The organism is Alkalibacterium putridalgicola (assembly GCF_040959045.1).
In the GTDB taxonomy this organism is placed as follows: Bacteria; Bacillota; Bacilli; order Lactobacillales; family Carnobacteriaceae_A; genus Alkalibacterium; species Alkalibacterium putridalgicola.
In genome coordinates, this window is the sequence record NZ_CP162615.1 from 1364963 (window position 1) to 1386776 (window position 21814).

General features: G+C 45.8%; 18 protein-coding genes and 1 riboswitch. Of the genes, 7 read left to right on the forward strand and 11 right to left on the reverse strand.

Features of this window, described 5'->3' with window-relative positions; genetic code table 11:
• Positions 1–145 precede the first annotated feature (145 nt).
• The 8 genes from AB4027_RS06420 to arcA form a co-directional block, all read right to left on the reverse strand.
• On the reverse strand, positions 146–502 hold the full coding sequence (locus AB4027_RS06420; RefSeq protein ID WP_368644738.1) for a DUF2200 domain-containing protein: 357 nt from the start codon (positions 500–502) through the stop codon (positions 146–148).
• Positions 503–1047: 545 nt separating this feature from the next.
• On the reverse strand, positions 1048–2946 hold the full coding sequence (locus AB4027_RS06425) for a fructose-specific PTS transporter subunit EIIC (RefSeq protein WP_368644739.1): 1899 nt from the start codon (positions 2944–2946) through the stop codon (positions 1048–1050).
• A complete protein-coding gene (gene pfkB / locus AB4027_RS06430; protein WP_368644740.1) occupies positions 2947–3870 on the reverse strand; it encodes a 1-phosphofructokinase in 924 nt (307 codons plus the stop codon).
• A gap of 2 nt (positions 3871–3872) precedes the next feature.
• Positions 3873–4616: a DeoR/GlpR family DNA-binding transcription regulator gene (locus AB4027_RS06435; protein WP_368644741.1), complete on the reverse strand. Its 744-nt coding sequence runs from the start codon at positions 4614–4616 to the stop codon at positions 3873–3875.
• A gap of 251 nt (positions 4617–4867) precedes the next feature.
• A complete protein-coding gene (locus tag AB4027_RS06440) occupies positions 4868–6376 on the reverse strand; it encodes a YfcC family protein (protein ID WP_368644742.1) in 1509 nt (502 codons plus the stop codon).
• Positions 6377–6407: 31 nt separating this feature from the next.
• Positions 6408–7349, reverse strand: coding sequence for a carbamate kinase (gene arcC / locus AB4027_RS06445; RefSeq protein WP_368644743.1), 942 nt, complete (start codon positions 7347–7349; stop codon positions 6408–6410).
• A gap of 75 nt (positions 7350–7424) precedes the next feature.
• Positions 7425–8438 carry an ornithine carbamoyltransferase gene (gene argF, locus AB4027_RS06450; protein WP_368644744.1) on the reverse strand — a complete coding sequence of 338 codons (1014 nt, stop codon included), beginning with the start codon at positions 8436–8438 and terminating at the stop codon, positions 7425–7427.
• A 31-nt stretch (positions 8439–8469) separates the two neighbouring features.
• A complete protein-coding gene (gene arcA, locus AB4027_RS06455; RefSeq protein ID WP_368646412.1) occupies positions 8470–9714 on the reverse strand; it encodes an arginine deiminase in 1245 nt (414 codons plus the stop codon).
• Between the two features lie 549 nt (positions 9715–10263).
• Positions 10264–10445: riboswitch (Lysine riboswitch) on the forward strand.
• A gap of 97 nt (positions 10446–10542) precedes the next feature.
• On the opposite strand from arcA, the gene AB4027_RS06460 reads away from it, so the two are divergent.
• The 7 genes from AB4027_RS06460 to AB4027_RS06490 are packed head-to-tail and all read left to right on the forward strand — an operon-like array spanning position 10543 to position 17358.
• A complete protein-coding gene (locus AB4027_RS06460) occupies positions 10543–11745 on the forward strand; it encodes an aspartate kinase (RefSeq protein ID WP_368644745.1) in 1203 nt (400 codons plus the stop codon).
• A 30-nt stretch (positions 11746–11775) separates the two neighbouring features.
• On the forward strand, positions 11776–12765 hold the full coding sequence (locus AB4027_RS06465; RefSeq protein ID WP_368644746.1) for an aspartate-semialdehyde dehydrogenase: 990 nt from the start codon (positions 11776–11778) through the stop codon (positions 12763–12765).
• The gene (gene dapA, locus AB4027_RS06470; protein WP_368644747.1) at positions 12765–13646 is read left to right on the forward strand and encodes a 4-hydroxy-tetrahydrodipicolinate synthase; all 882 of its coding nucleotides are present in this window, start codon (positions 12765–12767) and stop codon (positions 13644–13646) included. The genes AB4027_RS06465 and dapA overlap by 1 nt, the downstream gene beginning before the upstream one ends.
• Before the next feature lies 1 nt (position 13647).
• Positions 13648–14382: a 4-hydroxy-tetrahydrodipicolinate reductase gene (gene dapB / locus AB4027_RS06475; RefSeq protein WP_368644748.1), complete on the forward strand. Its 735-nt coding sequence runs from the start codon at positions 13648–13650 to the stop codon at positions 14380–14382.
• Positions 14383–14384: 2 nt separating this feature from the next.
• Positions 14385–15101, forward strand: coding sequence for a 2,3,4,5-tetrahydropyridine-2,6-dicarboxylate N-acetyltransferase (gene dapD / locus AB4027_RS06480; RefSeq protein WP_368644749.1), 717 nt, complete (start codon positions 14385–14387; stop codon positions 15099–15101).
• 50 nt (positions 15102–15151) lie between these two features.
• Complete coding sequence (locus AB4027_RS06485) at positions 15152–16312, forward strand: M20 family metallopeptidase (protein WP_368644750.1); 1161 nt, start codon at positions 15152–15154, stop codon at positions 16310–16312.
• The gene (locus AB4027_RS06490; protein WP_368644751.1) at positions 16309–17358 is read left to right on the forward strand and encodes an alanine racemase; all 1050 of its coding nucleotides are present in this window, start codon (positions 16309–16311) and stop codon (positions 17356–17358) included. Before AB4027_RS06485 ends, AB4027_RS06490 begins: the two co-directional genes overlap by 4 nt.
• Before the next feature lie 167 nt (positions 17359–17525).
• Here the strand turns inward: AB4027_RS06490 and AB4027_RS06495 are convergent, their stop codons facing one another.
• The 3 genes from AB4027_RS06495 to pflB form a co-directional block, all read right to left on the reverse strand.
• Entirely contained in the window at positions 17526–18452 is a 927-nt protein-coding gene (locus AB4027_RS06495; RefSeq protein WP_368644752.1) for a manganese-dependent inorganic pyrophosphatase, read from the reverse strand.
• A 130-nt stretch (positions 18453–18582) separates the two neighbouring features.
• Positions 18583–19338, reverse strand: a complete 756-nt coding sequence (pflA, locus tag AB4027_RS06500) for a pyruvate formate-lyase-activating protein (RefSeq protein ID WP_368644753.1) — start codon at positions 19336–19338, stop codon at positions 18583–18585.
• A 36-nt stretch (positions 19339–19374) separates the two neighbouring features.
• Complete coding sequence (pflB, locus tag AB4027_RS06505) at positions 19375–21636, reverse strand: formate C-acetyltransferase (RefSeq protein ID WP_368644754.1); 2262 nt, start codon at positions 21634–21636, stop codon at positions 19375–19377.
• Positions 21637–21814 lie beyond the last annotated feature (178 nt).

Here is a 21814-nt window from a genome sequence, read left to right on the forward strand (position 1 = left end):
ACTATAGTCGTGATTATTTTTTAACAAATCGTAATAGTTACGATTTGAAACTTCTTCTCTTTATTCATACTTTTATTACACTTAAACCTTTAAATAGAAAAAGATCATCCGCAGATGATCTTTCCTATCAAGTACTTAATGAAACTTATATCTGGTCTCGTTTAATATTTTCAAACTTTTTACCTCTCGCCAGTTCATCGATCAGTTTGTCTAAATAACGGATCTCCTGCATCAGCGGATCCTCGATTTCTTCTACACGGATACCGCAGATCACACCTTTGATCGATCGACGTGCAGGGTTCATTTGAGGTGCTTCGGCAAAAAACGTTTCAAAGTCATTATCTTTTTCCAGCTGCTCTTCCAAGCCTTTTTGCGTATAGCCTGTCAGCCAGCGAATGAGTTCATCCACTTCATCCTTTGTCTTGCCTTTTTTCTCTGCTTTTTTTACATAATTTGGGTAAACTTTCGAAAAACTCATAGTAAATATCCTGTGCTTCGCCATTGATTTAATCTCCTTTTCTCCTGATTTTTTGCTGTTTTGCTGATACTGGACTTGATCACACTTTTAAACCGTCGATAAATCATTAACTAGGAATTATGACTTGCTCAAAGACTGATCTGTCGTCACTGTATCATTATTTAACCTATACGACCGAGTCACTGCTAGCTAAGGGATGAGTCTGTTACTCTCTGTTTAAAATGACAAGGTCAAATGCGACAATATGTGGAGTTTGTCATTTATAAGGAAAAATGACAAGGTCATCATTTAGAAAAGTCTGGGTCTGTCATTTCGTCAGTCTCATGACCATCTCAAAACACAATAGTCGCTGACTCTGTCACTTTGATCGTTCCATATTTAAAACTACTGGTCCTTACTCATAATACTCCTTCATTTTACCATACATCCACTTCTAACAACGTTTGTTTACGCCTCTTCCCTCACCTTCGTGCTGACTCATTGCCCAAAATCGCCGTCACGAACATTTGTTCATGTTCTATAAATAAAAAAGAACTTCTCCAAAGAGAAGCCCTTTTCCACTACAATCCTTAGTTCATATCACTTGCGGTAACGTTTTTCTGTGTATCTTCAACGCGAGGTTTCCATAAGCCCATAACGACTGCTGTAATAATGGAACCGATGAGTAACGCCACAATGAACAGCAGTGGATTCTCTCCGATACCGACAACGAACAATCCGCCGTGAGGTGCTGGTATAGAAACGTTCCATAGTTGAGTCAGTCCGCCACCGACGGCCGCACCTAAGATAGATGAACCGATGACACGCAATGGATCTGCGGCTGCGAACGGGATCGCTCCTTCAGTGATGAATGAAGCGCCTAAGACAAAGTTGGATAATCCAGACTGTCTTTCAAGATCAGTAAACTTAGACTTGAATAATACTGTAGAAATCGCGATTGCAAGTGGTGGGATCATACCACCGACCATTACCGCGGCCATCAGTGCACCCTCGCCTGTATCTGTAAAGATACCGATCGAGAAGGCGTAGGCTGCCTTGTTTACAGGACCGCCCATATCTACAGCCATCATGCCGCCTAGAACTGCGCCTAAAACGACTGCATTCCCTGTTCCCAGGTTGTTCAGGAAGTCCAGCATCGCATTGTTGATAACAGCGAAGAATGGACCGATCAGGAAGAACATCAGTAAACCGACAACTAATAGACCGAGTACTGGATAAAGTAAGATCGCTTTAAGACCTTCAAATGTTTTCGGTACATTTCTGAGCATTTTCTTGATCCAGTTCATCACGTAACCGGCAACGAAACCAGCAACCAGTCCGCCTAAGAAGCCGGCATTACTGTTAACGGCCAGTAAACCACCTGCCATACCGGGAAGTAGGCCGGGACGGTCAGCAATACTGTAGGCAATATATCCAGCCAATATCGGAATAAGGAACTGGAAAGCAGAACCTCCGATAGAGTTCAGTGATGTAAAGAACACACTGTCAGATCCTAATAAAGATTCAAATAAGAATGATACAGCGAGTAAGATACCACCACCGACAACGAATGGCAGCATGTGGGAGATCCCGTTCATCAAGTCTTTATAAACCGACTGCCAGACAGATCCGCCTTCATCCGTTTCAGATGAACGTTCTGAACTGTAGCTCTCTCCAGAATCAAACACAGGGGCATTGCCTGTACTGGCTTTTGTGATCAGCTCTTCAGCTTTTTTGATCCCGTCAGAGACTGGACGCTGAACTAAAGGTTTGCCGTTGAAGCGAGCCATGTCTACCTTCTTGTCTGCGGCGACGATGACACCGTCTGCGCGTCTGATCTCCTCTTCTGTTAACTTATTCTTGGCCCCGTCTGTTCCGTTTGTTTCCACACGGATCTCGACGCCCATCTCCGCTGCTTTTTTCTTCAATGAATCTTCCGCCATATAGGTATGGGCGATACCCGTTGGACATGCGGTGACAGCGACGACGAATTTCTTGCCTTCTTCATGGGCCTGCGCTTCTGTCACTTTTTCTTCTTCCTGGCTTTCGTCAAAAATAGTCTGTACGTCTTCCGGCGTCTGAGTTGTTTTCAAAGCCTGGACGACATCTGCATCCACGAGACGTCTTGATAGTGAAGCCAGCACTTCCAGGTGCAAGTCATTCCCGCCCTCTGGTGCAGCGATCATAAAGAAGATCTCGACCGGCTGTCCGTCCAAGGCGTTATAATTCACCCCGCTGGATGATTTTGCAAATAAGACAGCTGGTTCTTTGACCGCTTTGTTTTTCGAGTGAGGCATGGCGATCCCGTCGCCTAAACCTGTTGACGTCTGCGCTTCACGGGCCATGATCCCTTCTTTAAAGGTATCAAAGTCACTGACAGCTCCTTCATCCACGAGACGTTTGACCATCTCGTCGATAGCGGATTCTTTTGTTCGGGCCTTCAGATCCATGATCATCAAGTCTTTTTTCAGGACATCATTTATCTTCATTTATTTTTCCTCCCATTTTTCAATTGTGATTTGTGGTAAGAGTTTATCTATTTCTTCCTTTTTAGCCAGATCTTCCTTGAACGCTGTCGCACTGCCGCAGGCCAGGCTCATCTTGAAGGCAGCCAATGGATCGCCATTTTTCTGGTATTCACCAATGAATCCGCCGATCATGGAATCTCCGGAACCGACCGAATTGACTAGCTGTCCTTTTGGAGGGGCACTGTAATACACGTCATCGCCCATAAAGAACAACGCACCGTCTCCGCCAAGAGAGATGATGGCATATTGGGCGCCCGCTTCCAGCATTTTCTTGCCGTAAGGGACGATATCACTTAAACCATCCAATGTCACGCCATACAAGTCTTCCAGTTCATGGATATTCGGCTTGACTAAGAGCGGGTTCTGAGCCAATGCCATCTGCAGTTCTTCACCGGTCGTATCGATGATGAAATCGGCTTTTTTGCTTTTCACATGATCGATCAGACGCTGGTAGTAGTCCTCTGACAGACCTTTGGGTTTACTTCCGGCGATAACGACGAGATCATCTTCAGAGAGTTTGTCCAGCTTGGTGTAGAAATGCTGACTGTCCGCTTCGGTCACGAGTGGCCCGTCATCGTTGATCTCTGTTTCCTGTCCGCCTTTGATTTTCACATTGATGCGTGTATCGGCATCGATGTGAGTAAAGTCTGTCTTTACACTCTCGTCATGCAGCTGTTCGATCAGCAGTTGGCCGATGTGTCCGCCAACAAAGCCAAGCGCCACATTCGTTGTATTCAGTTGTGTAAGGATTCGGGATACGTTGATGCCCTTACCTCCGGGAGTTTTCTGATCCTTCTCAATCCGGTTCAATTGACCCAGTTTGATCGGGCTGTTGGGGTAAATAACGTAATCGATCGAGGGATTCAATGTTACTGTATAAATCATTTTTATGCCTCCATTATTCGAGTATAGTCTTTCAAACGCTGCTGTTTGTCCGACAGGTGATTGGTGATGACCGTGCATTCATCGATATCTGCCACTTTCGAGAAGCTGACTTCATCCAGTTTTGATACATCCACCAGGACATACGACTGATTGGACTGTCTGATCGCTTTTCTCTTGATGGCTGCCTCTTCCGTATCAGGGGTAGTGAAGCCTTGAGTGATGTCGACCCCATTCATGCCCATAAAGGCTTTGGTAAAGTTCACTTCATCCAGTTGCCGTTCTGCAATAGAACCGATGACTGCTTTTGTCCGCTGTTTGATTTTCCCTCCCACTAGAATAGTCTCGATATTATAGTCCGTTAATAAAGCCGCATGCGGGACACCGTTGGTCACGACCGTGATATTTTTTCCTTCAAGATAAGGGATCATGGCATAGGTCGTGGTTCCGGCATCCAGGTAGATCACATCAAAGTCATTGACCAGATAAGCAGCCAGCTGACTGACTTTTTCTTTTTTCTGCATGAATTTGACCGTTTTTTCATCCATCGTCGGTTCATCCACGGGTTTGCGTTTTTTTCTGGCGCCGCCGTGTATGCGGACGAGCTTATCCTGATCCTCCAGCGTCGTCAGATCGCGCCGGATCGTTGATTCTGAATGCCCCAGCTGTTCGACCAGCTCTTGTACCGTCAGCGTGCTTTTCTGTTCAAGCTGCTCGAGAATAAATGAATGTCTCTCATCTGTAAGCACTTTCTTCACCTCTTCCATTGAATTCTAACATAAGCAATGTTATAAATCAATCATCATCATCCTAAAACGCTCAAAAACATTCATCGTATTTAAATTTCATCTGAAGTTATCCATAAAAAAGATCCCTGACTCGACAGGACTGCCGGATCAGAGATCTTTTCGTTTCTATTCGATTGCTTATGACACAGTCAGTCATCGTCCTGCTCTAACATACTCTGAGCAGCATCTATGACGCACTGATGAATCAAGTTTTAAAAAATCAGGACACCCAGTGCCATGAGGATACAGGTCACGACGAAGATGATGCCGATCAGTTTAGCGGTAAACTTCCACCAGGTAGTCAGTTCGACTCCGGCGATCGCCAGCGCCCCCATAACGACACCCGATGTCGGTGTGATCAGGTTCACGATACCACTGGCTGACTGGAAGGCAGTGACGACGATATGTTCGGCAACGCCAACGAATGTTCCTAAAGGTCCCATGATCCCCATCGTCGCAGAAGCAAGTCCGGACGTTGAAGGGATAAGGAAGGACAACGGAATATAGAAGATATACGTCAGCACGGAGAAGACGACTGGCGATAAGCCAGACAGTGTTTCTTCACCGAAGTGCAGGATGGTCGCAGTTATCATCCCTTCATTCATGATGACCTGGATCCCACGGGCAAGCGCCACGATCAGGGCAACACTCAAGAGGTCTTTTGCACCGTTGACAAAGCCTGAAACGATATCTTCTTCAGGTACTCTGTAGACGATGCCGATAATAATAGCCATGGCAAGGAAGAGCATCGTGATCTCAACGAAATACCAGTCGCCTAATGGGACCATCTGCTGGCCAAGGACTGTTCCGATCACCGGAAGACCCATCAGCCAGGCATTGAAGTTTTCAAACATCGTCCAGTTTTCATTAAGCAGTGTCCATGGAATAAGTCCAAGGACCATCAGAATGAAGGTCAAGGCAAACAGGAAAATAACGATTTTCTGTCTGGTATTCATTTTTTCATTGGTATCTTTTGGCTTGAATTTCTTCTTGTTTTCTTCGTAGTCTTCTGATACCATCGATTTTTCTCTGTCTTTCTGAACTTTTGTGGCATAACGATAGACATACGCTGTCGCTATGGCATACATCACCACGAAGAAGACTAGACGGAGAACGATCCCGTTACCCGGACTGATACCCAAAGCCTGCGACGCTACCCCAGTGGCGAACGGGTTGACTGTCGACGCAAGCACACCGACACCGGCACCCAGGAGTATCACGGACACTGCAACGAGCATATCGAACCCGACAGCGATCATGACGGGAATGATTAATGGATAAAAGGCCAGTGTTTCTTCTGCCATCCCGTATGTGGTTCCACCTAAGGCGAAGATGAACATCAAAATAGGAATGAGCATTTTTTCACGTCCGCGGTTTGCACCGACGACTTGTGCGATAGCTGAATCTAGGGCACCCGTTTTATCAACGACGCCCAAAAATCCACCGACGACTAGAATGAACAGCGACACTTCGATCGCTCCCGGTGTGGTGTCTGTCCCAAGCATCCCTTTGACGGGAGCCATGAAGATATCCCACAGGCCCTGAGGCTGCTGTTCAGTATAAGCGAATGTGCCGGCAATGATCTCTCCGGCTTCATTCACTTCATAGCTGCCTGCCGGGACGAACCAGGTAAGGATAGCCATGATAACAATAATAATAAATAGTATGGTAAACGATGATGGCAAGGACATCAATCTATCTTTGATCTTATTCTCTGACATGTTAAACCCTCCAACTCATTATTTTTATTCTTTAACGCGTGATTATCGTACCACCACTTTCTGATATTGCTGCCTCTATGTTTTCCAGCGACGTGATGATCGCTTTCCCTTTTGGGTTCCCTTCAACGAACTTGATGGCTGCTTCCACTTTAGGGAGCATGCTGCCGGCAGCGAACTGCTTCTCATCGACGTATTTTTTCATTTCATCCACGGTCACCTCGTTCAATACTTTTTCATCCGGTGTGTGATAATTGATCATCACATTGTCGACCCCGGTCAAAATGACCAGCAGATCAGCTTCTATGCTGACTGCCAAGGTTTCTGAGGCGAAATCTTTATCGATCACAGCTTCTACACCGATATAGTCATCATTCTGTTTGATGACCGGCACACCGCCGCCACCAACAGTGATAGGGATGATATCGTTCTCGATCAGCGTCTTGATCACTTTGACTTCTTTTATGTCGATGGGTTTAGGCGAAGGAACGACTTTTCTCCATCCACGGCCTGCATCTTCGATGAATTTAGCTCCGGTTTCTTCCATCTGTTTTTCAGCTTCCTCTTTAGAAAGGAAAGGGCCTACGGGTTTTGAAGGGCTCTTAAAAGCAGGGTCCTCTTCAGATACTATGACCTGCGTCACGATCGAAGCCACTTCTTTGTCTATGCCTTTGACTTTCAGCGCTTTAGCCATGGCAGACTGAAGCCAGTAGCCGATGCTTCCCTGTGTCATGGCAACACAGGTATCCAGAGGCATCGCCGGATTCTTTTCGCTGTGTGCGGCTTCCTGCTGCAGGAGGAGATTGCCCACTTGAGGACCGTTTCCGTGTGAAACAGCGATGGCATCCCCATTTTCAACAAACTGAACGAGATACTCAGCGGTATGTTCCAGTGCTTTCTGCTGAGCCTTTGCGGATGAATCATTCGTTAAGATAGCATTGCCGCCCAAAGCGACAACGATTTTTCGTTTTGACAAAATGATCACTCTCTTTCATCGATTAATTATAGTCAAATAAACTGACCGGACTGACCAGCCAGTTTATTCGTTTTTTTACACGCGTGGAATAAATAAGTTGCCCAAAGTTGCGGCCATGATGGCTTTGATGGAATGCATGCGGTTTTCAGCCTGGTCGAACTGACGGGCATGCTTGCTTCGGAAGGCTTCGTCTGTGACTTCCATTTCGACTTCGCCAAATTCTTTTTCAACCATTTTCCCGTATTCTGTTTCTGTATCATGGAAAGCTGGCAGGCAGTGCAGGAGGATAGTATCCTCTTTGCCGGTGGCGTTGATCATATCCATATTGATCTGATATGGTTTAAGCAGGTTGACGCGTTCTTCGAATTTATCTTCTTCACCCATGGATACCCAAACATCGGCGTATAAAGCATCGGCACCTTTCACGCCTTCTTTCACATCGTCAGTGATCAGGACTCGGCTGCCGGATTTCTCGGCATATTCTTTGGCCAGATCGACGAGTTCTTCATCTGGGAAGAGAGATTCAGGTGAAACGATGTGCACATTTACACCCAGGATGGCTCCGGTGATCAATAGACTGTTGGCAACGTTGTTACGGCCGTCACCAGTATAGGCTAATGTCAGGCCTTCCAGTTTGCCGAAGTTTTCCTTCAGCGTCAGATAGTCCGCGATCATCTGTGTTGGGTGCCATTCATCCGTCAGACCGTTCCAGACTGGTACGCCAGAGTGTTCAGCCAGAAGTTCCACGCTTTCCTGTTTGAATCCACGGAACTCGATGCCGTCAAACATACCGCCAAGTACCTTAGCTGTATCTTCGACCGATTCTTTTTTACCGATTTGAATGTCGTTCTTGCCTAAATATTCAGGATGTGCACCCAAGTCGATGGCTGCCACGGTAAAGGATGAACGGGTACGTGTAGAAGCTTTTTCAAATAAAAGGGCGATGTTTTTTCCTTCCAGGTAACGGTGAGGGATGCCTTTTTTCTTCATATCTTTTAAATGAGCTGAAAAATCGATGAAATACATCAATTCTTCTTTAGTGAAATCTTTTTCCTTTAATAAGCTGCGTCCTTGAAATACGTTTTGCATAGTGTTTCCTCCTAATAGTTTTTCTGATTTTTTAGTTTATATCTTTTCTGATCAGTGGCATGCTCATGCATCGGGGACCCCCACGACCTCTGGATAATTCACTTGACTCCACTTCAATGACTTTGACCCCTTTTTCTCTCAGCAGTTCATTTGAAACATAGTTGCGGTCATAAGTCACTACGACGCCCGGTGCGATTGCCAAAGTATTGGATCCGTCGTTCCACTGTTCTCTAGGTGCTGCGATCGCGTCGCCTCCGCCACACTGAATCAGTTCGATGTCATCCACGCCTAGTGCATCTTTCAGCACTTTTCCCAGATCCGTTTCATGCGTAATCTTGACCTTCCCGGCTTCATCTGATTTTTCCAGGATATAGGTATCGATCGAACCGTCAAGTTCCAGGATGCCCGGATGGATCGTAAATTTATTATGATCGATCATTGTAAATACTGTGTCCAGATGCATCATGGCCCGCACATTCGGGATCTTGATAGCCAGGACTTTTTCGAATGAAGCACCCTTCTCAAATAATTCAATAGCCAGGTCTTCAACAGCTTTTGCTTCTGTTCGCTGAGAAATGCCGATAGCCAGGACTTTTTCATTTAAGACGAGTTCATCTCCGCCTTCCATATGAGTCGTCACATTACGGTCCCGCCAGATATCGGTGCCGCCGTCTTTGAACCGTGGGTGATGTTTCATGATCGTTTCAAGGAATAAGGTCTCACGCTTACGTGCCTGATAGGTCATGTTATTGATAGTCATGCCGTTGCCCATTGAGGCACCCGGATCACGAGTAAAGTAAAGGTTAGGCATTGGATCCATGTAAAACGGATACTGATGACGATCACTGATATCTGCCAGATGGTTGGAGTCTACTTCTACTTCGTTCTTACGTACCCCAGCCATGATTTTTTCGACCATTTCCAGAGTGTCCATAGACAGCAGATAATCCTTGAGCACTTTATATACATTCTTGGAAGAAATACCGGATTCATCCAGCATCGTTTCCACAAAGGATTCTTTCGTGTCGGATGCATCGATGGCTTCCGCTGATAATTTTTCAAGGTATAAAACTTCTACACCGTTTTCTCTTAATGTTTCTGCGAACTTGTCATGTTCTTTTTGAATGACGGGCAAATGTGGAATGTCATCGAAAAGCAGGCGTTCCATAATATCAGGGGTCAAATTTTCAATTTCTCTGCCCGGACGTTTCAAAAGGACAGTCTGCAGTTCACCGATTTCTGAAAAGACGTGAATTGACTTCTTGTTCGTTTCCATTGTATTCTCTCCTGTCTCGTTAGATATACTTTCTGTTTCAGTCGTTGACTTCACTCTCGTTCCTCCTTATTTGCTTTGATACCCATATGATAACACTTACAAAGCCCTTTGTTAACAGTTTGGTAACGCTTCCCTAAACTATTTTCGAGCTAGTTTTGTATAATAATCAATTATTTGTATATTTAATGGTGTATCATAGGAATACCGTTGTATATTATGCTTTTATATACAAAAAATATTAATTTTAAATTTATACTAATAAGTTTATTAGAAAAATCACAATTTCTCACATGAATTATTTTAGTTCTTTATTAGCGATATATCGATATTTAAGTTAACTTGACCATAATCAGTTTATTGGATAATTTAGGTCCTCCTTTTACTCATGAGATTTTCACTTCTTTTATCATACCTTGCATAACTATAAATCTCAATCAATACGAAGCAGAGAAACCCTAGCCTGTACGCATGGATATTTAACTAACGGTGATTCATTGTTTACATTAACATTAAAGTTTGATAAGCTTATAAACATAAGTTAATAATTAAATGACTGGATGAGGCGCAAAAATCATAAGTACTCACTTTGTATGGACCTGTAAGTTCGAAGCTGAGGAAAGGGAAATTTGCCGAAATCGTCTGTTTTTTACAGAAAACAGGCCGTTGGGCTGTATATGAAAAATATGCAGACTGCCGTAAAGCTTTAGGCTTAACGGAGTGCTTCCGCTTGTGACGATATCTATTTGCGAACAAGCCGGCATTCCCGGCTTGTTTTTTTGTATATAAAACGCCCTGCTCTCCCCTCTCATATATAGAAAAGGAGTCGCTATGAAACGAAGTGTTTTAAAATTTGGAGGATCCAGTGTGGCGGATTTCATGAAAATCAAAGAGATCGCCGGCTACCTCAAATCACGTATCGAACAAGATGAACAGCTGATCGTTGTCGTTTCAGCTATGGGAAAAACCACCGATGACCTGCTGGCGTCTGTGAGTCACCTGACTAATAATCCCAACGATAAGGATATAGCCATGCTATTGAATACAGGCGAGCAGCAGACGATCTCGTTCCTGTCCCTGGCCTTGAATGACTTGAGTGTCCGGGCCAGACCGCTGACGGGCTATCAGGCCGGGATCGAAACGACAGGCAAACATCTGAAAAGTAAAATTTCTTCCATTAAAACAGAGTTCCTGGAAGAACTGTTTGAAACCCATGACCTGCTTATCGTCGCCGGTTTTCAAGGCTTCAATAAAGCCGGCGAACTGACGACACTTGGTCGCGGCGGTTCTGATACCACGGCGGTCGCCATCGCTTCTGCTCTAGACTGCCCGTGCGAGATCTACACCGATGTCACAGGGGTGTTCAGTACAGATCCCCGTATTTTCCCGGAGGCTAAACGCTGGGAAATGATCTCATTTGAAGAAATGATGGAAATGTCCGCCCTGGGTGCCGGTGTGCTTGAAACACGCAGCGTCGAATTAGCCAATAACCATAACATCCCGATCTACTTGGGGAAAACATTGTCAGAAGAGAAAGGAACATGGATTGTGCCGAATGATCAAATGCTCGAACGCAAAGCTGTCACGGGGGTTGCTTTAGATAAAGAAATGGCTCACGTCACGATTACTTACCCTCTGGAAACCAAGACATTCCTGACTGATTTGTTCGTTAAACTGGAAGAAGCTGAAATCAACATCGATATGATTTCTCAGATCCAGAATCAGGAAGGCCTGCAGCTGTCGTTTACCTTTAAAGAATCCGAAGAACGCGAACTCAGTCAGCTTTTTGATTCATTGAAAGAGTCCTATGCGAATCTTTACGTTAAAATAGAGACCACTTACTGCAAGCTGTCGGTCATCGGGGCCGGCATGCGCGACATGACCGGGGTCGCTTCGAAAATATTCAAGACGCTCCTGGCCTCAGACATCCCCTTTTATCAGGTCACGACCTCCGAGATCAGTGTGTCTTACGTTGTAGACGAAGAAAACGGCGAAAAAGCCACCCGTCTTTTGTGTCAGGCCTTCAATTTATAAAATACTATTTAAACATGAAAGGACGATTTAATGATGAATATTGCCATAGTCGGTGCCACAGGTCTTGTGGGAAAGACCATGCTGGAAATGCTTGAACAAAAAAACATCCCTTATTCATCTCTCACCCTTTTTTCTTCCGCCCGCTCAGCCGGTAAGGAAGTGACATTCAAAGGAAAGAGTTACACCGTTGAAGAACTGACGGAGGAAAAAACAGACGGCGGTTTCGACTATGTCCTGATGTCTGCCGGCGGGGACACCAGCCTGCAGTTCGCTCCCCTTTTTGAACAGGCCGGAGCCGTCGTGATCGACAATTCAAGCGCCTGGCGCATGGATCAGGCCATCGACCTGGTCGTTCCTGAAGTCAACAAGGCCAGTCTCAAGCGCCGCATCATCGCCAACCCGAACTGTTCGACCATCCAGTCTGTGGTTCCTCTGAAGCCTCTTGCGGATGCCTTTGGCCTCAAGCGTGTGGCCTACACGACCTATCAGTCCGTCTCCGGTTCCGGCTGGAAGGGTATCGAGGATCTGGAGCGCGGTGAGCATGGCGAAGGACCTTTGAATTATCCTAAACCGATCTATCATAATGTGATCCCCCAGATTGATGTCTTTTTAGACAATGGCTACACGAAAGAAGAAGACAAAATGATCAGGGAGACACAGAAAATACTGAACGATGCATCCATTGCCGTGACAGCGACCTGCGTCCGTGTCCCTGTCCCTCACGCACATGCAGTGGCCATCAATGTTACGCTGGAAGCAGAACCGACTGTTCAAGAACTGAAAGTTGTCCTGGCCGACTTCCCTGGTATCATTCTTATGGACGACCCGTCAAACGGCATGTATCCGACACCACTGGATGCCGCCGGTAAAGAAGGCGTCTTTGTCGGACGGATCAGAAAAGACAACAGTCTTAAAAACACCTATCATTTATGGTCAGTGAGTGACAACATCTTGAAAGGTGCCGCACTGAATGCCGTACAGATTCTTGAAGAACTCCTACTCAGAAAGGAAGAACGCTAATGAAACGATTATTCACCGGAGCAGCTGCTGCTGTCACCACACCCTTTACAGATGAAAGCGTCGACTATGACAGCTTCAAGAGTCACCTGACGTTTCTTAAAAAGAACCGCATCCAGGCCTTCGTCGTCAATGGTACGACAGGCGAAAGTTCCACACTGACAAAGAAAGAGAAATCCACCCTCTTGTCCATCGCGATCGATGTGGCTGACGGAGACATCCCGGTCATTGCCGGAACAGGTTCGAACAACACGGCCGATGCCATCGCCCATTCCAGAGAGGCAGAAAAACTCGGTGTGGATGCCCTTTTAGTGATCACGCCTTATTACAATAAAACCAGTCAGAAAGGCCTGCTGGCTCACTTTACAGCGATTGCTGAAGCTGTGACCATCCCAATCATCTTATACGATGTGCCGGCCCGTACAGGCATGACCATCGCTCCAGAAACTCTGGAAGTCCTGGCTCAGCATCCCAATATCGTGGGTCTGAAAGATGCGACCGGTGATCTGGCTCATCTGAATCGTCTCCAGTATGTCGTGGATGACAGCTTTTCCTTCTACAGCGGCAACGATGACCTGGCCCTGCCTTTCTATTCAATGGGCGGACACGGTCTGATCTCCGTGCTGGCCAATGCTCTGCCGGAAGAATATCAAGCGATGTATGAAGCGGCTCAGAAATATCCGAAAAAAGCAGCTGAACTCAGTCACAGACTTTTCCCCTTAGTGGATGCCTTGGGCGTGGATGTCAATCCGATCCCGATCAAAGTATTGACCAGTCACTTGGGGTTCGGCGACTATTCTCTGCGTCTGCCTTTAGTTCCACTGGAATCGTCTGCTCAGGATGTCCTGACTGAACTCTTTGACCACACAAGAAAGGACGGTTGAGATGAAACTATTACTTATTGGATACGGCGCGATGAATAAACGGGTCGCCAAGCTGGCTGAAGCGAACGGACACGAGATCGTCGGTGTTCTTTCACCCGCTGAAGAGAATGACTGTCCCTATCCGCTTTTTGACTCTGTAAATGAAGACTTGCCCGAAGCAGACTGTCTGATCGACTTTTCTCACCCGACAGTGACGAAAAAGGTCCTGACGTCTGACCTTAATATCCCCATGGTCATCGCCACCACGGGCGAAAAAGAGACGCTGCTCGACCTGATGGATAAAAAAGCGGAAACGGCGCCGGTCTTTTTCAGCGCCAACATGAGCTACGGCGTCCATATCGTGACCCAGCTCCTTGAAACGATCGCTCCCTTGATGGACGACTACGATATCGAGATGATCGAAAAACACCATAATCAGAAGATCGATGCCCCAAGCGGCACACTTATCAAGCTCCTGGACGCCATCAAAGACAAAGCCCGTCCCGATGCCAGAGAAGTCTATGACCGCAGTCAGGTCACGGAAAAACGTGATAAAAAAGATATCGGCATTTCAACGATCCGCGGCGGAACGATCGTGGGCGAACATGAAGTCCTGTTTGCCGGACACGATGAAGTCATCTCCGTGAAACATTCTGCCCAGTCGAAAGATATCTTTGCGCGTGGCGCCTTGAAAGTAGCCGAACAACTGATAAAGAAAGAAAATGGATATTATACGTATAACAATTTAGGAGTGTAAAAATGCAGACATTCAACCCGGAAGAAATCATCGCCTATATCAGTCAATCAAAAAAATCAACACCGTTAAAGATTTACGTTAATACGATGCTTGAACGAGATGCTTTCCCGAAGACGTTTAAAGTATTCGGATCAGAAGGCAGCTATACGATCTTTGCCGATCTAAAAGACTGGAGTCCGTTTTACGAAGTTAACAGCGAACAGATCAGCGAGCTTGAAATCGAACAGGACAGACGCCATTCCGCTATCCCCCTTCTGGATACCTCTAAAGTGGATGCACGGATCGAACCGGGGTCATTCATAAGAGACCACGCCACGATCGGCAAAAATGCTGTCGTCATGATGGGCGCAGTCATCAATATCGGGGCTGTCGTCGGCGAAGGGACCATGATCGACATGGGCGCTGTTTTAGGCGGCCGCGCAACGACCGGTAAAAACGTCCATGTGGGGGCTGGAGCTGTCCTGTCCGGTGTCATCGAACCCGCTAACGCTACGCCGGTCATTATCGAAGACAACGTCCTCATCGGTGCGAACGCCGTTATTTTAGAAGGTGTCCGTGTCGGCAAAGGCTCCGTGGTCGCTGCCGGCGCCATCGTCACAGAAGACGTCCCGGCAGATACCGTCGTAGCCGGCGTGCCTGCCCGGAAAATCAAAAACACGTCCGATGTGGCCTCTGAAAAAGTAGCGATCATCTCCGCGTTGAGAGAGCTTGACTCATAAATCACTTACGACCCGCAATTTTACACAGTCATCACTTACAGGAGGAATGTATGGATCACCTACCCGAAACCTTAACAGAACATCGAAGAAACCTGCACCAGATCCCCGAACTGTCTTTTCATGAATACAAAACGACCGCGTATATCAGAAATACGTTAGATAACCTGTCCATCCCTTATTTTACACCCTTGGATACTGCAACTGTGGTCTTCTTTGAAGGCCGTTCCGGTTCAGAAGAAACGATCGGTTTTCGTGCGGACATCGATGCTCTGCCGATCCAGGAAGAAACAGATGTCCCGTTCAAATCGCAGCACGAAAGCGCCATGCACGCCTGTGGCCATGACGGTCACACATCCATGCTGTTGGCATTCGCCGAATGGTGCAAGGAGAAACAGGACGAAGGAAAACTCGAGAAAAACATGCTGCTGATTTTTCAGCCATCTGAAGAATCCAATGCCGGTGCCGATGCACTGATCCGTGCGTTTCCTTTTGAAGACTATAAGATCAAAGAGATCTACGGCCTGCACTTAGGTCCGGATATTCCCGAACATACTCTGGCTACTAAACCGGGCTTTCTCATGGCCAGCGCCACCGAATACCGAATCAACGTCAAAGGGTTGTCCGCTCATGTCGCACAGAAAGAAAAAGGCTACAGTGCCCTCGGTGCAGTGACTCACATCGCGAACCAGCTCGGTCAGGTCCAGCAGTACTTTTTAAACGGCCTGCACCAGAATATCCTCCATATCGGTAAACTCCATGCCGGTGAAGCCATCAATACAGTGGCTACGGACGGTCATATCCAGGGAACGATCCGTACGTATGTGCCAGAGGATCTCGTACACATCCAGAATAAAATGGAAACTATCGTAGCCAGTACCGATGCCCTTTTTGGAACGGAAACCGCACTCGACTTTGCCAAAGGTTATCCGGCTGTTTATAACGACGAGTCCCTGATGGATACCGTTAAAACAAGTGCGGACCAGGCCGGTTTGACACTGGAACTTCTAAATGTCCCTTATCTGTTCGGGGAAGACTTCTCGTTCTATTCATCCATCGCCAAAACGAACTTTGCCTTCCTGGGAGTCCGTAATGAAGAAAAAGGCTACATTCACGGACTGCATACCGCCTTATTCAACTTTGACGAAAAGATTTTGCTGAACGGTGTGAAATATTACCAGTCTATTGCTAATACGTTAGGGTTGGTTGGATGACTGCTCGTTTGATACTGAACACCGAAAGACTGACCCGGCAAGCCCGTCGCTTTCAATCGCAGGTCGACACCATTGCCATCGTAAAAAACGATGGGTATAACCATGGGCTCGAGACAGTCTATCAGGCTTTTTACAAAGGCGGCATCCGGGCATTCGCAACGACCAGCCTGGCTGAAGCTATTCAGTTGAGAAAATGGGATAATGATATTTTTATCCTACTGCTCGATCCGGGTGCCGATTTTGACCAGATCAGAAAGTATCACTTGACCTTGACTGTGTCCTCTATGGCTTTCTATGATAAGTACAGAGAGGAACTCAAAGACATAGATATCCAGCTGGTTTACAGAAATGACCTTAACCGGCTGGGGTTTACGTCGAGTGACCAGATGAAACAGATCCTGGACGATCCCGACATGAATATCAGCGGCATCTGGACGCATTTCGCTTCGGCCGATGATTTTGGTGTGGAGCGTTACGAGGAAGAAGTCCAAAATTGGCTGATCATATTGGATCAATTAAAAGCTTACCTCCCGGATCTGACCTATATCCACGCTCAGAACAGCTCTTCCTATCTGCGTGATGATCTGCTTCCCTATCACACCCATATACGCGGCGGTGTGATCTTATATGGGACGCGTCCTTATTATGATGGTCTGGATACGACTATAGCTGAACAGGCAGTGAGCATCGAGGCCAGCGTCATCGAATTGACTCCCGTGAAAGCCGGCCGATCGATCGGCTATTCTGCAGAATATCAGACAGATAAGGACATCACGATCGCCGTCTGCGACATCGGTTACGGCAATGGCCTGCTGAAAGGACGCAAAGACTTTCCAGTCAAAATCAACGATAAAGAATATCCCATCCGCGTCATGATGATGAGTCATATCCTTATCGAAGTGGACGAAGATATTGAAATCGGTGATACAGTCACGCTTTATGACGATGACCTGCGCTTTGACTGGTTAACGAAAAACGGTATTGGCTCGTTTTCCCAGCAGATGTCCAGTCTCAATAAACAGACATTTGACGTGTCCTGCATCTAATCTAATCATTCTCATTCGAAGCTGGGCAATCTCCTCTGCTTCTTTACGAGATGAGCGATATATCGCTATGTTTGTTGCCCCAGCTTGTCCTGCTCTTCATATATATGATGCATAAAAAAATGGTCGTCCTCGTTTTGAGGACGACCATTTTTTATTTACATCTCCAATTAACCGAATTTTACAGTCAACGGTGGTACGACTTGTTTTTTTCTTGATACGACACCTTCAAGCATAAGCGTGTCGTCTTTCAGCTCTTTATTAAAGGCCTGCGCTACTTGAGCTTTCTCTTCTCCATAAACAAGAGCAACTGAATTACTGTTCAATACATCGGTGGTTACAAGGATAAATAGATCTATCTCATTGTTTTCGGATTGAGCTGCCATTTCATCGAGCAGTTCCTGTTTGCGGTCCAGGATATCATCCACGTCCACGACATTTACCTGACCAATACGTACAGTCAATCCGCCCATTGGGAAGTTCTTCGCATCGTCGTTCAGGATCATGTCGGCATCTTTGCTTGAAGTATCCGTACCGGCTTTCAGCAGTTCTTTACCGTAAGCTTCCAAGTCCACGCCAGCGGTTTCTGCTAATTCTTCTGCTGCTTTCACGTCTTCTTGTGTGCAGGTTGGTGATTTCAACAATAACGTATCTGAAATGATTGCTGAAAGCATCAATCCGGCAATATGTTTAGGGACGTCGATGTTATTTTCCTTAAACATCTTAAGGATGATCGTGTTCGTGCAGCCGACCGGTTCGGCTCGATAATAAAGCGGATTGGCCGTCTGGAAGTTGGCAATACGGTGATGATCGACAACAGCCAGGACTTTAACCTTCTCAATGTCCGGAACACTCTGCTGTGCTTCATTATGATCGACCAGCATAACTTCCGGTGTTTCCTGTGCCACTGTGGTCACGACGCGAGGTGTCTCAACCTCGAAGTAATCCAATGCATACTGTGTTTCCGCTGTTGTTTTTCCTAAAGCAACAGCTTCTGTTTCTTTTCCTAAGGCATTCTGCAGATAGGAAAAAGTTATTGCTGATGTGATGGCGTCTGTATCTGGACTTTGATGTCCAAAAATCAATATTTTACTCACTGTCATTCTCCTTTGTTTTGCATTCTCTTCTTATAGAATATAGTAAAACCCATGAAATTTCAATAAATGAAAAAACGTGCCGGCTGTACCAAGTGAATGACTCACTATGGACACAGCCGGCACGTTCGACTTAATTTTGCGTCTGATATTTATGTGTTTTCAAAATACGGTTGGCATTTTCAACACGTTCAGCCGTAGGAGGATCGATATCTTTCAGTTTATAGGGGATACCCAGTTCTTCGTATTTATAAACGCCCAGACGGTGGTAAGGCAGTATTTCCACTTTTTCCACACTGTCCAGCTGTTCAATAAACTCACTCAAGCGTTCCAAGTGCTCATCAAAATCTGAACGTTCAGGAACAAGCACGTGTCGCAGCCACATGGGTTTACCTATTTCGGACAGGTAGTTCGCCATGTCTAAAATACTGGTATTGGAATGCATCGTATATTTCTTATGGATCTCGTTGTCGATATGCTTGATATCCATCAGGACAAGATCCGTATACTTCATCAATTCTTCAAATCGACTGAAGAAAGGCTCGTCATACGTGAACGGCTGCCCGCAGGTATCTAAAGAGACGCTGACGCCTGCTTCTTTCGCCAGTTTGAAAAATTCGATCAGAAAATCGATATGGATGAGCGGTTCACCGCCACTGACGGTGATCCCTCCTTCTTCTCCCCAGTAGTTCTTATACTTCAATGCTTGATCCAGAAGTTCCTGAGGTGCGTAAGGTGTGCCGCCGCCCATATTCCAGGTATCAGGGTTATGACAGAACTCACAACGCATACGGCACCCCTGCATGAACACTACGAAGCGGATCCCAGGTCCGTCAACAGAGCCGAAGCTTTCTGTTGAATGTACATAGCCTATTGGTGAATCTGTCATTATTACTTCCCCCTAATAAAGTTTAAACTGCTTTTCTTATAATGAGTCGTGGAATGTACGTCTCAGTACGTCCATTTGCTGTTCTTTCGTCAGTTTGATGAAGTTTACAGCGTATCCGGACACACGGATCGTCAGTTGCGGATACTCTTCAGGATGCTCCATCGCATCTTCAAGTGTTTCACGGTTCAAGGCATTGACGTTCAAGTGGTGTCCACCTGTTTTCACGTAACCGTCAAGCATCGTTGACAGGTTGTTCTGCTGAACGCTGTCTTCTTTACCTAAAGCTTTTGGTACGATCGAGAAGGTGTTTGAAATGCCGTCCAGTGACTCTTTGTAAGGCAATTTGGCAACGGAGTTCAAACTTGCCAGAGCACCGTTCGTATCTCTACCGTGTAATGGGTTGGCACCAGGTGCGAATGGCACGCCGGCACGACGTCCGTCAGGTGTGTTACCTGTTTTCTTACCGTAAACAACGTTTGATGTGATCGTCAGGATAGATGTTGTGTGTGTTGCATCACGATAAGTTGGGAACTGTCTGACTTTGTTCATGAATGTTTTCAGCAGTTCAACAGCAATGTCATCGACTCTATCATCATCGTTACCATATTTTGGATAGTCGCCTTCGATTTCGTAGTCTACAGCAAGTCCGTCTTCATCACGGATGACTTTGACTTTCGCATGTTTGATAGCTGAAAGTGAGTCCACTGCGACTGAGAATCCGGCAATACCTGTAGCCATCGTACGGGCAACGTCTGAATCATGTAAGCCCATTTCAAGACTTTCATAGCTGTATTTGTCGTGCATGTAGTGAATGATGTTCAATGTGTTGATATACATTTCAGCTAACCAGTCAAGGATCTGGTCATATTTTTCAGTGACTTCATCATAATCAAGATACTCAGAAGTGATCGGACGGAATTCAGGTGCAACTTGTGCTTTAGATTTCTCATCCACACCGCCATTGATGGCATATAATAAGGCTTTAGCCAAGTTGGCACGGGCACCGAAGAACTGCATTTGCTTACCGATAGGCATAGCTGACACACAGCAGGCGATTCCGTAGTCGTCGCCCCATTCTTCACGCATCATATCATCGTTTTCATACTGGATCGCGCTGCTTTCTATAGAAACGCGTGAGCAGTAATTTTTAAATGACTGAGGCAGTTTTGTTGACCATAAAACAGTCAAGTTAGGTTCTGGAGCTGGTCCTAAGTTTGTTAAAGTATTCAGGAAACGGAAGCTATTTTTAGTGACCATGTGACGGCCGTCTAAACCGACACCCGCGATCACTTCGGTTACCCAAGTTGGATCCCCTGAGAACAGTTCGTTATATTCTGGTGTACGGGCAAATTTGACCAGACGGAGTTTCATGACAAAGTGATCCACTAATTCCTGTGCTTCCACTTCAGTCATCGTTCCATTTTCAAGATCTCTTTCAATATAAATATCTAAGAATGTTGATGTACGTCCCAATGACATTGCAGCACCGTTCTGTTCTTTGACCGCTGCAAGATATCCAAGGTACAACCACTGGAATGCTTCTTTAGCATTTTGAGCAGGACGCGAAAGATCAAAACCGTAAATATTACCCAGTTCTTTCAGCTCATGTAAAGCTTTCAGCTGATCACTGATCTCTTCACGTTTTCTGATCATTTTTTCGTTCATCATTGCTTTATCTGTGTTAGTTTTGTCTGCTTCTTTTTCAGCTATCAGACGATCTAAACCATAAAGGGCAACGCGACGGTAATCGCCGATGATACGTCCACGGCCATAAGCATCAGGAAGTCCTGTAATGATCCCTGTACGGCGGGCATTACGCATTTCAGGTGTGTAGGCATCGAAAACGCCCTGATTATGTGTTTTTCTCCAGTCTCTAAATACATGTGACAGGAAAGGATCCACTTCATAACCATAAGACTCAGCTGCTATTTCACTCATGCGGATGCCGCCGAATGGCTGGAGTGAACGTTTGAAGGGTTCATCTGTCTGGAAACCGACAACTTTCTCCATGTCCTTAGACAAGTAGCCAGGACCGTGAGAAGTGATGGTAGAAACGACATGGGTATCCATATCCAGTACGCCGCCAGCTTCACGTTCTTTTTTGTTGAGGTCCATGACCTGGTCCCACAATTTTTCTGTTTCTTTAGTTGGACCTTCTAAAAAGGATTCGTTGCCGTCGTATGGGTGGTAGTTACTTTGAATAAAGTTACGAACATCGATTTCTTCTTTCCAAGTCTTGCCTGTGAAACCATTCCAAATGGATTCAAGAGAAAACTCTTCGGTACGCTGTTTTTCCATAATTAATTCTCCTTTGTGTGTATATCAATTTCGACAAGTTCATAGTATCACATTAACTCACTATATACAAGTGAATCAATGAACATTATATGACGTTTTACTTTAAAATCAACGTTTTTATCGATTTGTGTAATCTGTAACAATATGGACACATTTTCCTCTTTGCGAAAGCGAATTC

Coding starts and splice junctions, on each gene's coding strand:
- pfkB (WP_368644740.1), bottom strand. CDS start 3,870: ATGATTTATACAGTAACATTGAATCCCTCGATCGATTACGTTATTTAC.
- AB4027_RS06485 (WP_368644750.1), top strand. CDS start 15,152: ATGGATCACCTACCCGAAACCTTAACAGAACATCGAAGAAACCTGCAC.
- AB4027_RS06420 (WP_368644738.1), bottom strand. CDS start 502: ATGGCGAAGCACAGGATATTTACTATGAGTTTTTCGAAAGTTTACCCA.
- dapB (WP_368644748.1), top strand. CDS start 13,648: ATGAAACTATTACTTATTGGATACGGCGCGATGAATAAACGGGTCGCC.
- AB4027_RS06490 (WP_368644751.1), top strand. CDS start 16,309: ATGACTGCTCGTTTGATACTGAACACCGAAAGACTGACCCGGCAAGCC.
- AB4027_RS06440 (WP_368644742.1), bottom strand. CDS start 6,376: ATGTCAGAGAATAAGATCAAAGATAGATTGATGTCCTTGCCATCATCG.
- AB4027_RS06465 (WP_368644746.1), top strand. CDS start 11,776: ATGATGAATATTGCCATAGTCGGTGCCACAGGTCTTGTGGGAAAGACC.
- AB4027_RS06460 (WP_368644745.1), top strand. CDS start 10,543: ATGAAACGAAGTGTTTTAAAATTTGGAGGATCCAGTGTGGCGGATTTC.
- dapD (WP_368644749.1), top strand. CDS start 14,385: ATGCAGACATTCAACCCGGAAGAAATCATCGCCTATATCAGTCAATCA.
- arcA (WP_368646412.1), bottom strand. CDS start 9,714: ATGGAAACGAACAAGAAGTCAATTCACGTCTTTTCAGAAATCGGTGAA.
- dapA (WP_368644747.1), top strand. CDS start 12,765: ATGAAACGATTATTCACCGGAGCAGCTGCTGCTGTCACCACACCCTTT.
- AB4027_RS06425 (WP_368644739.1), bottom strand. CDS start 2,946: ATGAAGATAAATGATGTCCTGAAAAAAGACTTGATGATCATGGATCTG.
- argF (WP_368644744.1), bottom strand. CDS start 8,438: ATGCAAAACGTATTTCAAGGACGCAGCTTATTAAAGGAAAAAGATTTC.
- pflA (WP_368644753.1), bottom strand. CDS start 19,338: ATGACAGATTCACCAATAGGCTATGTACATTCAACAGAAAGCTTCGGC.
- pflB (WP_368644754.1), bottom strand. CDS start 21,636: ATGGAAAAACAGCGTACCGAAGAGTTTTCTCTTGAATCCATTTGGAAT.